Here is a 14,070-nt window from a genome sequence, read left to right on the forward strand (position 1 = left end):
CGTGGGACGATGGGTGCCGTCGGGACGAGGAGTAAGGCGGTCACCATGCCCGTACTCGCCGGTGCGGAACCCTTCTCGCACACCGGGTCTGGCGAGACCGGGGTGCTGTTGTGCCATGGCTTCACCGGCACCCCGCAGAGCATGCGCCCGTGGGGTGAGCACCTCGCCGCGCTGGGTCACGGCGTGCGCTGCCCCCGGCTGCCAGGGCACGGCACGAGCTGGCAGGAGCTGAACAAGACCACCTGGCAGGACTGGTACGCCTGCGTCCGGGCCGAACTGCTCGGGCTGCGCGAGAACCACCCGACTGTGTTCGTGTTCGGGCTGTCCATGGGCGGCACGCTCGCGCTGCGGCTGGCGGAGGAGTTCGGCGAGCAGATCGCCGGGCTGGTGCTGGTCAACCCCTCGGTCACCACGCTGCGCCGCGACGCGAAGCTGCTGCCGGTGCTCGGCCGTGTGCTGCCTTCGGTGCCCGCGATCGCCAACGACATCGCGAAGCAGGGAGTCACTGAACTGGCGTACGACCGCACCCCGGTCCGTGCCGCCGCGAGCCTCGCTCAGCTGTGGCGCGTGGTGCGGGCCGACCTGCCGAAGGTGACTCAGCCGCTACTGTTGTTCCGGTCCGTCGTTGACCACGTCGTGGAGCCGGTGAACGCGCGTCTCGTCCTCGACGGGGTGCGCAGCAGGCAGACCACGGAAGTGCTGCTGGAGCACAGTTTCCACGTGGCGACGCTGGACAACGACGCGCCACTGATCTTCCGGCGCGGCAGCGAGTTCATAGCAGAGCAGGTGGGGTCCCGATGAGCGCGCACGGCACAGACCCGGAGGACGTGGACGCGACGTTCGCGGCGATCGTCGCGGACCTCCGGGCGGAGGGGGTCGGCGAGTTCGCCGACGAAGAACCGCTCGACCTGCCAGCCGAGCCCAAGCCCGAGAGGAAGGCGCCGCCGGCCGATCCCCAGCCGGAGCCCGAAACTTCCTGGCGCACCGGGGGCCCTGGCTGGGAGGACACGGTGCTGGGCGACGAGCCCGCGGACGACGACGAGCACTACGTGCCGCCGGAGCCGCCGCCGCTGCCGCGGCCGGGCAAGGGCGCGTTCATCGTGCTGCTGTTCTTCCTGATCGGGCTGTTCCTGCTGATCGCGCCGGGGCTGATCGGGATCAGCGCTTCGCTGGGCACGCCGCTGGGGATCCTTTCGCTCGCCACCGCGATCGCCCTGTTGCTGCTGCGGGTCAAGCAGGGCCCGCCCGACGGCGCCGACCCGAGCAACGGCGCGCAGGTCTGAATGCACCTGGACTTCCGGCCGTCCCGGCGCTCCACCGTCGGGGCCGAATGGGAGCTGGCACTGGTCGACCGTCGCAGCGGTGAGCTGCGCTCGGTGGCCGAGCAGATCCTCGAAGCCGTGCGCGACGGGCGCGAGGAGCATCCCAAGATCAAACAGGAGCTGCTGCTCAACACGATCGAGATCATCACCGGGGTATGCCGCACGGTCGGTGAGGCGACGGCCGACCTGGCGGGTTCGCTGGACGAGGTGCACGCGGTGACCGACCCGCTCGGGGTCGAGCTGTGCTGCGCTGGCACGCACCCGTTTTCCTCGTGGTACCAGCAGAAAGTGACGGACAAGGCGCGGTATCAGAAGCTGATCGAGCGCACCCGGTGGTGGGGCAGGCAGATGCTCATCTACGGGGTGCACGTGCATGTCGGGCTCGACCACCGGGACAAGGTGCTGCCGGTGCTCGACGCGCTGCTCAACTACGCGCCGCACCTGCAGGCGCTCTCGGCGTCCTCGCCGTACTGGGGCGCGGAGGACACCGGGTACGCCTCGAACCGGGCGCTGATGTTCCAGCAGCTGCCGACCGCCGGGCTGCCGTTCCAGTTCCGCGAGTGGGCGGAGCTCGAGGGCTACGTCGACGACATGTTCAAGACCGGCGTGATCGACGCCTTTTCCGAGATCCGCTGGGACATCCGGCCCGCCCCGCATTTCGGCACGATCGAGATGCGGGTGTGCGACGGGCTGCCCACGCTGGAGGAGGTCGGCACGATCGCCGCGCTGACCCAGTGTCTGGTGGACGATTTCAGCGAGCGCCTCGACAACGGCGAACAGCTGCCGACCCTGCCGCCGTGGCACGTGCAGGAGAACAAGTGGCGCGCCGCCCGGTATGGGCTGGACGCGATCATCATCCTGAACGCGGCCGGGGACGAGCGGCTGGTCACCGACGATCTCGCCGATCTGCTGGAGCGGCTGGAGCCGGTCGCGCGGCGGCTCGGGTGCGTGGCGGAGCTGCGCGGGGTGGAGACGATCCTGAAGTACGGCGCGAGCTACCAGCGGCAGCGGGCCGTGGCGCGCGAGTACAACGGGAGTCTCAAGGCCGTGGTGGCTTCGCTGGTAGCCGAAATGCGGGACGGGATCGCGCGGGACCGGTAGGGGGCGCGGCTCGATTCTGTGTCGGAAGCGGCGGAGCCGCTTGCTGTGGGCCGTGCGCTTGCACCGCCGGGGGTTTGAATCGGTGGAGCCGCGCGCAGCGCGTCCGTTGAGGGTGGTGGCGGGCGACGGGAGGGGCCGCTACCCGCACCGTCACGCAAACCACTTTGAAAGATTCTCTAGTCTCGGCTCATGTCGAAGGTCGTCATTGCCCCGGACAAGTTCAAGGGGTCCTTGCCCGCCAAGGAGGTCGCGGACGCGATCGCCGCCGGGTTGCGGGGGGCGGTGCCCGGGGTCGAGACGGCGGAGTGCCCGATCGCCGACGGGGGTGACGGCACGGTGGCGGCCGCGGTGGCCGCGGGGTTCGCGTTCGTGCCGGCCGTGGCGACCGGGCCGACGGGTGAGCCGGTCGAGACGGGCTACGCGCGGCAGGGAAACACGGCGATCGTCGAGCTGGCAGCGGTTTCCGGGTTGAGCCGCCTGCCCGGCGGAGTGCTCGCGCCGTTGACGTCGAGCACGCTCGGGGTGGGCGAGCTCATCGCGCACGCGCTCGCGGCGGGCTGCCGGAAGATCGTGATCGGGCTCGGTGGCAGCGCGAGCACCGACGGCGGGTCGGGTTTGGTCCGTGGCCTCGGCGCGCGACTCCTCGACGCGGACGGCGCGGAGATTTCCCTTGGCGGGCAAGCACTTCCCGACCTCGCGCGGGTGGACCTGAGCGAAATGGACCTCCACGGCGCGGAGTTCGTGGTGGCGAGCGACGTCGACAACCCACTGCTGGGCGAGCACGGCGCCGCCGCGATTTACGGGCCGCAGAAGGGTGCGTCGCCGGAGGATGTGGCGGCGCTGGACTCGGCGTTGCGGCACTTCGCAGAGCTGGTCGACCCGAGCTTCGCCGACGCGCCCGGCGCGGGCGCGGCAGGCGGCACGGGGTACGCGTGCCTGGCGATCCTCGGCGCGTCCTTCCGCGCGGGCATCGACGTCGTGCTGGAAATGACGGCCTTCGCGGAAAAACTGGCCGGGGCGGACCTCGTGATCACCGGCGAAGGATCCTTCGACGAACAGACCCTGCACGGCAAGGGCCCGGCCGGAATCGCCGCGCAGGCGGGAGAAACCCCCGTCGTGGCGATGGCCGGGCACACGTCCTTGCCGCCGGAAGTGTTGCGCGCCAACGGCTTCGCGGCGGCCTACGCGCTGACCGACATCGAGCCGGACGTCGGCCGCTGCATGACCGACACCGCCGAACTGCTGGAGCAGCTGGCCGCGCGGGTGGCCAAGGACTGGCTCTGAAGGCGCGACCCACGGCAAAACCCGAGCCACCCGCACCACGCACTCCACCGCCACCCGGCACCGAAAGCCGGGAACACCCACCGACCACACCCCTCCACCGCCCCGATCCCCAGCCCGTCCTTGCGATCTTGGCGCTGGGTCAAGGCATCTTTCCCGCCTTGACGCGGCGGCAAGATCGCGAACACTCACAGATCGGGGCGGTGGTGGGGTGCACACAGCGCGGCCACGCGCGTCCGTTGCTGCCCCAACGCACGCCATCACCTAAGCTGCTGCCCCAACGCACGCCACCACCTAAGCTGCTGCCCCAACGCACGCGACCGCCTAAGCGAACATCGTCTTCCACTCGTCCAGGTTTCGGGGCCGGTAGACGAAGTTGTTCTCCCGCACGGAAGACAGCGCGGCGGACGGGGCGGCCGAGTACTGGTGCCCCGGGAAAACCGTCGGGTCGCCCGGCAGCTCCGCGAGCGCACGCAGGCTGTGGTACATCGCCTCGGCGTCACCGCCGGGGAAGTCCGTACGACCACAGCCTTCGAGGAACAGCGTGTCCCCCGCGACAAGCCTGTCGTCGAGCAGGAAGCACTGGCTCCCTGGCGTGTGCCCCGGCGTGTGCAGCAGCCGGATGGGGATGTCGCCGACCTGGACGACGTCGTCGTGGTCGTGCGCGGTGATATCGGTGGCCGAGAGCCCGGTGACCCGCTGCACCCACTCGCTCTCGTTGCGGTTCACGTGCACCGGCACGGGTTCGCGCGCCAGCAGCTCGGCGAGCCCGGCCAGGGTGAAGCCCATCATGCTGCCGCCGACGTGGTCGGGGTGGTGGTGCGTGGCGAGCACGCCGGTGAGCCGCATGTCGTCGGCCGCGAGCACGTCCAGCAGGTCGCCGACCGCGTAGGCCGGGTCGACGAGCACGGCCTCCCTGGTCTCCCGATCGCCGATCAGGTAGGCGAAGTTGACCATCTGGGTGGCGATCGGGTCGCCGACGGCGAAGTCGCGGCCGGAGAGCAGCTGGCGGAAGTACAGGCGGTCGGACATGCCCCGAGGGTAGAGGGTTCAGCTGAACGGGGTGCGCGGGCGCTCCTGCCGGACCCCGTCGACGAACACGTCCACCTTCTCGTCGTAGAAGCAGACCAGGCCCTGCACCTTCTGGCTCTCCGGCACCGGCGCGCGGTAGAACCAGGCGATGTCCTCGTGCAGTTTCCCGCCTGCCCGCACGGAGTAGTACGACGCCTCGCCCTTGTACGGGCAGCGCGTGACCGTTTCGCTGGGCTCGGTCAGGTCCAGCCGCACGTCCGTCTTCGGCAGGTAGTACCGGGTGGGCAGGCCTGTCTCGAAAAGCAGCCGCGGATTGCTCGACTCCGCCACGGTTTCGCCGTCGATCTCGATGCGGACGTGCCGCGAGCTGGCGAGCACGTCGACGCGCTTGTGCGGGTCGCGGGGGTGGACGAAGATCTCCTCGTCCTCCTCGAACCAGCCGTCCATCGCGGCGAAGTCGAACCTTACGTAGCCGCGCAACTCCGCTGTGTCGTATTCGGCGGCCGCGCCGGGAGCTTCCCTGTCGCCGACCTTCACCGTCGACAGCGCCGCGTCGCCCAGCCGCTCGGAATGCCTCGTCTCCCCCGTCGCGACCAGCACGTCGGCCACGTCCTCGCGGGGGATGTAGTAGGCCGGGTAGTACGGGATTTCCCAGACCAGCAACGGCCGCGTGGTGTCGGCGACGAACTGCCCGCCGAAGAGCACCCGGACGCGTTTCGGCCCTTGTTCGACTCGCACGGACTCGCTCACGAAAGCACCTGCCTTCTGTTTCAGGGCGTGTAGCGGACGATGAGGTCGCGGGCCATCGCCTTGGCCCGCCGGGCCGCATCGGCGTCGCCCTCGGCGGCGGAGACGATGGAGCCCTTCATCAGGATGTGCCAGGAGTGCGCGAATTCGCCAGGCTCGCGCAGCCCGGCTTCCTCGGCCAGCGCGCGCACGATGGCGCGGATGGTGCCGAGGTGCGCGATGCACGCCTGGCCCAGCGGGTGTCCCGGCCCCATTTCCAGCAGCACGTTGATGAACGAGCAGGCGTCGAACTCCTCGGGACGGCGGAACCACTCGTCGAACACGTCGAAGATGGCCAGCAGCCTGCCCTCGGCCGTCTCGCCGCGGCGGCGGGCCTCGGCCTCGATGTAACCCCGGGTCCAGCGCTGCTCACGCTGTTCGAGGAACGCCAGGACCAGGGCGTCCTTCGAGGCGAAATGCCGGTACAGGGTGGCCTTGGCGACCCCGGACCGCGCGATGACCTCGTCGACCCCCACGTCCCGGACACCCCGCCAGGCGAACAGCTCGTACGCCGCCGCCAGTATCCGCTCCCGCGGCTCGAGGCTGGTGCCCTGCGTGGCGCTTTCGGTAGTCATCGTCCTTTCATCGTAACCGCTGGTGCCGGTTACCGAAGTGGATCAGTCCATTGTGGATTCCGCGGCGGTCACCGTCTGTGCCAGCAGCACGGCGATGGTGGTGGGGCCGACGCCGCCCGGCACCGGGGTGATCAGGCTCGCCCGCTCCGCGGCCTCGGCGAAGGCGACATCGCCGACATTGCCGGGGTTGTACCCCGCGTCGACCACCACCGCGCCGGGTTTGATCCACGAGCCGCGCACGAACTCCGGCCGCCCCACGGCGGCGACCACGAGGTCGGCCGACCGCACGATCGACGGCAGGTCCGCGGTGCGCGAATGGCAGACGGTGACCGTCGCATGGCGGGCGAGCAGGAGCATGGCGACCGGCTTGCCGAGGATCGGACTGCGGCCGATCACCACCGCGTGCCTGCCTTCGATCCCGACCTCGTACGCGTCCAGCAGCCGCATGATGCCGCCCGGCGTGCACGACTCGAAACCCGGCAGCCCGAACGACATGGCGGCGAAGGAGTGCATCGTGACGCCGTCGACGTCCTTGCCCGGCGCGATCGCCTCGAAGGCGGCGCGCTCGTCGATTCCGGCCGGGACCGGGTGCTGCAGCAGGATTCCGTCCACCCCGGGGTCCGCGGACAGCTCGCCGATCACCCGCACCAAACCGGCTGTCGTGGTGGTGGCGGGCAACGGCACGTGCCGTGACTCGATTCCCGCCTGGCGGCACCGGTTCCGCTTCATCCGCACATACGTCACCGAAGCCGGATCCTCGCCCACCAGAACCGTGGCGAGACACGGCTTCCGCCCCGCGGCGGCCTCGAACGCGGCCGCGCGCCGGCCGGCGTCGGCGACGATTTCCTTGGCGAGTTCGGTACCGGACATCAGGGCCATCGGGCGCTCCTCGATCGTCGGGATCGCCCAGGCGTGCGGCTCGTCGCAGGACCGCTCCCCGGTGGTGCCCCACCCGAACGCCAGTCACGGCCCATGCCGAGCCTACCCCGGCACCGCCCGCAGATCGTCGACCAGCGCGGAGTAAGCGCTGTCCCGGTCCGGTGCGCGCAGCACCGCCGACGGGTGGACGGTGGCGAGGGCGTGCGCCGGGTGGCCGCCCAGATCTTCGGGCGCGGACAACAGTTCTCCGCGCGACTCGGTCACCTTGAACGAAGTGCCCATGACCGCCTGCGCCGCGGTCGCGCCCAGCAGGACGACGACTTCCGGTTGCAGCGCACCGAACTCCGCCAGCAGCCACGGACGGCAGGCCACCACTTCGGTGCGCGAAGGCTTCTTGTGGATGCGCTGCTTTCCGCCCTCGGCGCGGGTGAACTTGAAGTGCTTGACCGCGTTGGTCACGTAGACCTCACTTCGGTCGATACCCGCCTCGGCGAGCGCGCGGTCCAGCAGCTTCCCGGCCGGTCCGACGAACGGCTCGCCCGCGCGGTCTTCCTTGTCCCCGGGCTGTTCGCCCAGCAACACGATGCGCGCGTTCTCCGGCCCCGCACCGAAAACCGTCTGCGTCGCGTCCTCGTACAGGCCGCAACCACGACAGGAACGGGACGCCTCCCGCAGCCGCGCCAGCTCCTTGCCTGCCGGCACGAACCGGGAGGCGTCCCGCCGCTCGGTGGTCGTCATCCCGGAGGCCGTTCGACCTCACCGCGCCAGGAGCCGGTCTCCTGGCCGTGATGCTCGATGAACTCCTTGAAGCGCCTGAGATCGCCGTTGACCCGGCGGTCGAGCACGCCCAGTTTGTCGGCGGCGTTCTCGGCGAAACCGTCCGGGTCGATGTCCATCTGCGCGGTCACCCGCGTACTGCCCTCGCCGAGCCGGTGGAAGGTGATCACCCCGGCGTGGTTCGGGCCGCTGTCGGAGCGCCACGCGACCCGCTCGTCGGGATGCTGCTCGGTGATCGTCGCGTCGAATTCCCGTTGTACGTTCCCGATTCTGGTCACCCAGTGCAGATGCGTGTCGTCGAGCTGGCGGATCTCCGCCACGCCTTCCATGAAGCGCGGGAAGGACTCGAACTGGGTCCACTGGTTGTAGGCCGTGCGCACCGGCACGTTCACGTCGACCGTCTCGGTGATGGTGCTCATCTCTGCTTCGCTCCTTCCTCTTTTGCACCATCCGGGTACCTCGGCGCGAGCGGGGCTACACGTTCGTGAGGCGCGCCAGCACGGACTCGAGGTACTCGCGGGTGCGGGCCAGCGGCTCCGGCGGGTTCTGCACCGCGGCCACCAGCCCTTCGGCGAGCTCGCGCAGTTTGACGTTGCCGCGCTGCGAAGCGCTGGTGAGCAGCTCGAAGGCGGTGGCCGAATCGCAGCCGTAGCCGAGCATGATCATCCCCTTGGCCTGCTCGATTCCGGCCCGCGACGCCATCGCGCGCTGCAGCCCGGCCGCTTCCCCGGCAAGCTCGGACAGCTGCTCGGCCTCGCGCAGCCGGGCGCTCGTCAGGTCGACGTAGTAGCCGTGGATCTTCGCGAGACCCGCCTCGTCCTGGTCGACGGCGCCGACCACGACCACGGCCCGCGTGACCCCGTCGGCGGCGGCGATGCGCTGCTGAGCGCTGAACGGCTCCCCGGTGCGCCGCGCGCGCTCGAAGACCTCGCTCAGCTGGGGCCGGTCACCGGGGTGCCCGTGTTCGGCGAACAGCTCGGGTCCCGGGGACACCGCGCCCGGCCGGTAGCCGTACATCCGGTAGATCTCCGGTGACCAGGACCAGGTCCCGGCCCGGACGTCCCAGTGGTACATGCCGACCTGGTCGGCACTTTGCCCCGAGGGCAGCGCGGAGAGTGGATCCGGCTTGGTGGTCATGCGCAGACGGCTCCTGTGCGAAATCGAGATCGACACGGGTGCCACGCTGCTGGACAATCCCAGGTCGCCAGATCATAGCCGGGAGATCGTCAGGCCTTGCACGGTGATCACCGGACATCCTGGCGCCCGGGGCTCACCCGGCCGAAGCGGGGGCTCAGCCGTCGAGCCAGCCGTGGTCGGTGATGAGGTCGAGCACCGTCCGGCGGACCCGGAGCAGCTGCTCCGCCGTCAGCGTCGGGACGCCGGCGAGCAGCGCCTCGGTGAGCTCCTCGCGGAACTCGAAACCCGAGGCGGGGTAGTCGGCCGGCTCGCCGGGCCGCACCCCCCGCACCACCCGGACGTTGGACGCCTTGGGCCCGCGCTCGCCATCCTCCACAGTGAACTCGACGACCGCGCCGGCCGCGATCAGCCGTTTGTCCACGTCCAGGTCGTTGACGTGGACGAAAACGTCCTCACCGCCACCGTCCGGCGCCACGAACCCATACCCGCGAATCTCGTCGAAACGGACGACTTTTCCCGTGACCACAATGAATCCCGTCATCGAACCCGGCCGGAGCCGTCCGGCGCGAACATCGCGCCAAACTACCGCCTCGCCACCCGCGCGCACAATCGGCGGGTACCGATCAGCCGAACCGGGGTACCCGGCGGTCATGAAACTGCTCTACAAACCACTCAGCCTGGCCATCAGCGCGCTCGGCGGCGTGCTCGCGGGCATGGTGTTCAAGAAGTCCTGGCAGGCCATCTCGGGTGAGCCGGAGGCACCGAAGGCGACCTCGACCGAGCACCGCGTCCGCGAGGTGCTGCTCGCCGCCGCGCTGCAGGGCGCGATCTTCGGCGTGATCAAGGCCGCGCTCGACCGCGGCGGCGCCGAAGCCTACGAGCGCACCACGGGCAAGAAGCTGGAGAAGAAGAAGTAGCCTCACCGGCCGCCGGCGTCGGGGAACATGGTCAGCGCGCGCAGCGCCGTGCCCAGTTCCGTGACGTCGGCCGGGTCGGTCAGCGAACGGCCGAGCTGGTCGGTGATCCGCTTGAGCCGGTGCCGCACCGTGTTCGGGTGGCAGTAGACGCGCTCCGCGACCAGTTTCGTCGAGCCGCGGCAGTCGAACCAGGCCCGCAGGGTCAGCAGCAGCACGTCCCGGTCTTCGCACGCCAGCAACGGATCGAGGACTTCGCGCGCCAGCTGGGCGGACGCCGCCGGATCACTCGCCACCAGCCCGGCCAGCGGCGATTCGGCGAACTGCGCGAGACCCGGATGGCCGGGGCTGAGCCCGGCGAGCGCGACCCGCGCCAGATGCAGCGCGCGGGCCGTCCCGGCGAGCCCGGTGAACTCGGGGCTCACCCCGACCCGGGCGATGGCGTTCTCCTCCAGCAGCTTGGTGATCAGCCGCGTGGCGCCCGGCCCGTGCACCGACACCACACCCATCTGCAGGTCCGGGGTGAGCCGCCACGCCGACGCCAGATGATGTTCACGCAGCGTGTTTTCGATGCCTGGCAAGGCTTCCTGGCCCAGTCCCGGGGTTTCCGCGGCCACCACGACGTACGTGCCGTCGACCGACATCTCCAGCAGCCGCGCGATCTCCCACAGCGTGCCCTCGGTCGCGATGCCGCCCGCGAACAGCGCTTCCACCAGAGCGAGCCGCTTTTCGTAGCGGGAGCGCAGAAGGTCGGCGACCGAGTCGCGGTAGGCCACGGTGAGCGCCTCGGTGTAGTCGTCCATCAGCGCCCAGATCGCGGTGGTCGCGGCCACCAGCGCGGGCTGGTCCCGGCCGGTCAGCGTCACGAACCGTTGCCACACCTCGATGAACCCGATCCGGAAGGCACGGAGGAGCTCCGGGAGCGGCGCTCCCTGGCGTGCCCGCTCCTGTCCCGTCGCGACCGCCCTGGAGAGGTCCGGAGTGTCCGGTTCGGAGAGTGAGCGAAGCAGGAAGTCCAGATTTTCCACACAGGACACGCGAAGGTCCTCATGCGACACGAACTGTTCCTCGCGGTATACCGCCATTTCGGTGACGATCCGGTCGAACGTGCGGCCGGCCAGTTCCGCCAGACCCGGCCACGCCGCGGCCGCGAGCCCGGCCACGGCGGGTTCGGCTCCGTGGAAACGCATGGCCGCACCCCACCCTGTCGCTGCGGGCCTCCCCGTCGAGACGCCGGAGCCGTATTGAACCCCAGCGGGCGCGGCGACGGCAAAACGTCCCGCACCTGCGGAAGATGCGGGACGTTTTCGCCGAATTCGCGGGTTACATCTGTCCTTGCGCCGTCTTGATGGCTTCCCTGATGCGGAAGTAGGTGCCGCAGCGGCAGATGTTGCGGATCTCGTCGAAATCGTCGTCGCCGAGTTCGCGGCCTTCGGCCTTGGCGGCACGCACCTTGGCCACCGCCGCCATGATCTGTCCCGGCTGGCAGTAGCCACACTGCGCGACGTCGTGTTCCAGCCAGGCTTCCTGCATCGGGTGCAGCGCACCGCTTTCCGCGTCCGCGAGGCCTTCGATGGTGGTGACCTCGTCGGTGGCCTTGATGTCGGACACCGGCACCGAGCACGGGTTGAACGCCTTGCCGTTGATGTGCGAGGTGCACGCCTTGCAGACGTTCAGCCCGCAGCCGTACTTGGGGCCGGTGACGCCGAGCAGGTCACGCAGCACCCACAGCAGGCGCACGTTGTCCTCGGTGTCCACAGTGACCTGTTTGCCGTTGAGCACGAAAGTATGTTGGGGCACGGGAGGAATCCTTACGAGACGTAGGAGAGGCCGTCGGTGGGCGAGTCCGGGATGGACGGCACGCGCGGCAGTGGCTCGAAGCTGAGCGTGCCGTGGTTGACCGGGAAGCTGGTCGGCATCTTCCCCACCGCCCTGGCGTAGGCGCAGGCGACCGCGGCGAACGAGCTCGCGACACCGAGTTCGCCGGCGCCGCCGGGTTCCCCGTTGGCCGGCATCACGAAGATCTCCATCTCCGGCGGGGTGTTCCACTGTCGCGTGTAGAAGAAGTTGTCCCAGCTGCCTTCCAGCGGCAGCCCCTTGTCGATGTGCAGGCTTTCGGTGAGCGCGAGCCCGATGCCGTCGTTGATGCAGCCCATCATCTGCGCTTCCAGCCCGCGCGGGTTGATCGGCAGCCCGGCGTCCACGGCCATGAACACCTTGGTGACCCGCGGCCCGGTGACCCCGTCGCGAACCTTGCGGTTGACCGTTTCCGGGCGGCAGTCGATCTCCACGAGCACCGCGCTGCAGCTCTTGTACTCGGCGTGGAACCCGATGCCCTGCGCCATTCCGGCGGGCAGCTGCCTGCCCCACTGCCCCGCCTGCGCCACCTTGTCCAAGGCCGCGCGGTGGCGCTCGTCCTTGAAGAAGGAGCGCCGGAACGCCAACGGGTCCTGGCCCATCTTCGCGGCCAGCTGGTCGACGATCAGCTCGCGGGCGCACACCACGTTGGGCGAGTACACGTTGCGCATGCTGGAGGTGTGGAACTTCAGCGGCACCTCGTTGAGCAGCTGCGTGGTGGCCCCGAAGTTGTACGGCATCGACTGGGACAGCTCGAACACCGTCTGGGAGAAGCCGATGTCGCCGACCGGGAGCTTCGCCGCGACCGCGGTGAGCAGCTCGCCGAGGCCGTGCCCGAAGTCGGTGGTGACGCTGGTGTGCCGCTGCTCGTAGCTGACCACGTTGCCCAGCGCGTAGTTCACCCGCACCCGGGACAGCGACATCGGGTGCGTGCGCCCGTGCCGGAAGTCGTCGGTGCGGTGCCACATCAGCTTGACCGGTTTGCCGACCTTCTTCGAGATCTCCGCGGCCTCGAGCGCCGCGTCGCCGAAGAGCTTGCGGCCGAACGAACCGCCGCCCTGCATGACGTGCACCTTCACCGCCGTCACCGGCAGGCCGAGCATCGTCGCGATCTCTTCCTGCGCCGTGATCGGCGCCTTCAGCCCGGACCAGATCTCCGCGCTGTCCGGCCGCACGTCGGCGACCGCGCAGTTGGTTTCCAGCGCGCTGTTGCTGGCGAAGGCGAACACGAAGTCCGCCTCGATCGAGCTGGTCAGCACCGGTGGCACGGCCAGTGGCAGTGTCGCGGCCTGGAGCTTCTTCAGCACCGTGTCGTCCGACTCGGCGTCCACCGGGCCAGGGCCCCAGTTCACCTGGAGCGCGCGCACGGCGTCCATGCAGTGCGTGATCGTCTTCCCGCGCACGGCCACGCCGGAGGAGATCACCACGACGTCGGTGATCCCCGGCATGGCCTTCACCGCGGCCAGGTTGCGCACCGACTTCACGGTGCCGCCGATCGTCGGCGGGCGGCAGACCATCGCGGGCAGCGCGTCCGGGATCTGCAGGTCCATCGTGAACTGCTTCTTGCCGGTGACCGCGTCACGGGCGTCGATGCGGTTCTGCGGAGTGCCGACGATCTTGAACTTCGCGGCGTCCTTCGGCTGCGCGGACACCTCTTCGGTGCGGCTGCTCGCGGCGGCCTCGGCCAGCGAACCGAACGTCGCGCTGCGGCCCGAACCGCGGATCACTCCATTTTGGACGGTCAGGGCGGAGGCGGGCACGCCCCACTGGCCCGCCGCCGTGGACAGCAGCCGGGCACGCGCGATCGCGGCGGCCGTGCGCACCGGGTCGTACAGCGAGCGCACGGAGTTCGAACCGCCGGTGAGCTGGTTGAACAGCAGTTCGGGGCGGGCGTCGGCGAGGGTGACGTGCACCTTCTCCAGCGGTACGTCCATTTCCTCGGCGATCAGCATCGCGATGGTGGTGGTGATGCCCTGGCCGACCTCGGCCCGCGGCACCGCGAAGGACACCGTGTCGTCACGGTTGACCTGGATCGCGATCAGGTTGGAGGTCGGCATCGCGGCGAGGCTCAACGCGTCGCCGAGGTCGAGGATGTCGGCGGGCTCGGGCGGGGACGGGATCGCGGCCGCGGCTTCGGGTGGGGCGAGCGTGTCGGCCCCGAGGCGGGCGGCGACAGCGAGGGTGGGGGCGGCCAGCAGGTAACCGAGGAACCGGCGACGTTGCAACCCCTCGGCCCCGGCTGGCGATCGGCGCTGATCGACCATCACGGTCCTTCCAAGCGAGACGTGAATTTCACGCGAGATTAGGAAGGACGGCGGATTGCGGTCAACGCAAAGTAGCCGATCGGCGCGATCTCTGTGACGAGACCACAGCGAAGCACCACAAAACTGTGACGCCCCCACAGCCAAA

The 14,070-nt window shown here is 69.8% G+C and carries 16 protein-coding genes and 1 riboswitch; of the genes, 5 read left to right on the forward strand and 11 right to left on the reverse strand.

Going from position 1 to position 14,070, the window contains the following annotated elements; translation table 11 throughout:
• The first annotated feature begins 45 nt into the window (after positions 1-45).
• The 4 genes from FPZ12_RS22795 to FPZ12_RS22810 all read left to right on the forward strand — a co-directional run bounded on the left by FPZ12_RS22795 (position 46) and on the right by FPZ12_RS22810 (position 3,707).
• Complete coding sequence (locus FPZ12_RS22795; RefSeq protein WP_144754968.1) at positions 46-801, forward strand: alpha/beta hydrolase; 756 nt, start codon at positions 46-48, stop codon at positions 799-801.
• A complete protein-coding gene (locus FPZ12_RS22800; protein WP_144754971.1) occupies positions 798-1,283 on the forward strand; it encodes a hypothetical protein in 486 nt (161 codons plus the stop codon). Before FPZ12_RS22795 ends, FPZ12_RS22800 begins: the two co-directional genes overlap by 4 nt.
• Positions 1,284-2,423 carry a glutamate--cysteine ligase gene (locus tag FPZ12_RS22805; protein WP_144754974.1) on the forward strand — a complete coding sequence of 380 codons (1,140 nt, stop codon included), beginning with the start codon at positions 1,284-1,286 and terminating at the stop codon, positions 2,421-2,423.
• Between the two features lie 189 nt (positions 2,424-2,612).
• Positions 2,613-3,707 (forward strand): glycerate kinase, encoded by a 1,095-nt coding sequence (locus tag FPZ12_RS22810; RefSeq protein WP_144754977.1) that lies wholly within the window; start codon positions 2,613-2,615, stop codon positions 3,705-3,707.
• A gap of 321 nt (positions 3,708-4,028) precedes the next feature.
• Here FPZ12_RS22810 and FPZ12_RS22815 read toward each other — a convergent pair whose 3' ends face one another.
• From FPZ12_RS22815 to FPZ12_RS22850, 8 genes are all read right to left on the reverse strand, one after another.
• Positions 4,029-4,736, reverse strand: coding sequence for an MBL fold metallo-hydrolase (locus FPZ12_RS22815; RefSeq protein ID WP_144754980.1), 708 nt, complete (start codon positions 4,734-4,736; stop codon positions 4,029-4,031).
• A gap of 18 nt (positions 4,737-4,754) precedes the next feature.
• A complete protein-coding gene (locus FPZ12_RS22820) occupies positions 4,755-5,486 on the reverse strand; it encodes a DUF427 domain-containing protein (protein WP_208025957.1) in 732 nt (243 codons plus the stop codon).
• 20 nt (positions 5,487-5,506) lie between these two features.
• Positions 5,507-6,097, reverse strand: coding sequence for a TetR/AcrR family transcriptional regulator (locus tag FPZ12_RS22825; protein WP_144754983.1), 591 nt, complete (start codon positions 6,095-6,097; stop codon positions 5,507-5,509).
• A gap of 42 nt (positions 6,098-6,139) precedes the next feature.
• A complete protein-coding gene (locus FPZ12_RS22830) occupies positions 6,140-6,976 on the reverse strand; it encodes a bifunctional 5,10-methylenetetrahydrofolate dehydrogenase/5,10-methenyltetrahydrofolate cyclohydrolase (protein ID WP_144754986.1) in 837 nt (278 codons plus the stop codon).
• An 18-nt stretch (positions 6,977-6,994) separates the two neighbouring features.
• Positions 6,995-7,074, reverse strand: a riboswitch (ZMP/ZTP riboswitch).
• Positions 7,075-7,078: 4 nt separating this feature from the next.
• Positions 7,079-7,714: a UdgX family uracil-DNA binding protein gene (locus FPZ12_RS22835; RefSeq protein WP_144754989.1), complete on the reverse strand. Its 636-nt coding sequence runs from the start codon at positions 7,712-7,714 to the stop codon at positions 7,079-7,081.
• A complete protein-coding gene (locus tag FPZ12_RS22840) occupies positions 7,711-8,172 on the reverse strand; it encodes an SRPBCC family protein (RefSeq protein WP_144754992.1) in 462 nt (153 codons plus the stop codon). Before FPZ12_RS22840 ends, FPZ12_RS22835 begins: the two co-directional genes overlap by 4 nt.
• A 55-nt stretch (positions 8,173-8,227) precedes the next feature.
• Positions 8,228-8,890 (reverse strand): PAS and ANTAR domain-containing protein, encoded by a 663-nt coding sequence (locus FPZ12_RS22845; protein WP_144754995.1) that lies wholly within the window; start codon positions 8,888-8,890, stop codon positions 8,228-8,230.
• Positions 8,891-9,044: 154 nt separating this feature from the next.
• Positions 9,045-9,431, reverse strand: a complete 387-nt coding sequence (locus FPZ12_RS22850) for a cold-shock protein (RefSeq protein WP_243769978.1) — start codon at positions 9,429-9,431, stop codon at positions 9,045-9,047.
• 109 nt (positions 9,432-9,540) lie between these two features.
• On the opposite strand from FPZ12_RS22850, the gene FPZ12_RS22855 reads away from it, so the two are divergent.
• A complete protein-coding gene (locus tag FPZ12_RS22855; RefSeq protein ID WP_144754998.1) occupies positions 9,541-9,807 on the forward strand; it encodes a DUF4235 domain-containing protein in 267 nt (88 codons plus the stop codon).
• A gap of 2 nt (positions 9,808-9,809) precedes the next feature.
• Here the strand turns inward: FPZ12_RS22855 and FPZ12_RS22860 are convergent, their stop codons facing one another.
• From FPZ12_RS22860 to FPZ12_RS22870, 3 genes are all read right to left on the reverse strand, one after another.
• Entirely contained in the window at positions 9,810-10,994 is a 1,185-nt protein-coding gene (locus tag FPZ12_RS22860; RefSeq protein ID WP_144755001.1) for a PucR family transcriptional regulator, read from the reverse strand.
• Between the two features lie 133 nt (positions 10,995-11,127).
• Positions 11,128-11,604 (reverse strand): (2Fe-2S)-binding protein, encoded by a 477-nt coding sequence (locus tag FPZ12_RS22865; RefSeq protein ID WP_144755004.1) that lies wholly within the window; start codon positions 11,602-11,604, stop codon positions 11,128-11,130.
• Positions 11,605-11,615: 11 nt separating this feature from the next.
• Positions 11,616-13,925, reverse strand: coding sequence for a molybdopterin cofactor-binding domain-containing protein (locus FPZ12_RS22870; protein ID WP_150980456.1), 2,310 nt, complete (start codon positions 13,923-13,925; stop codon positions 11,616-11,618).
• Positions 13,926-14,070: the final 145 nt, after the last annotated feature.

The organism is Amycolatopsis acidicola (assembly GCF_007713735.2).
GTDB classification, from domain to species: Bacteria; Actinomycetota; Actinomycetes; order Mycobacteriales; family Pseudonocardiaceae; genus Amycolatopsis_E; species Amycolatopsis_E acidicola.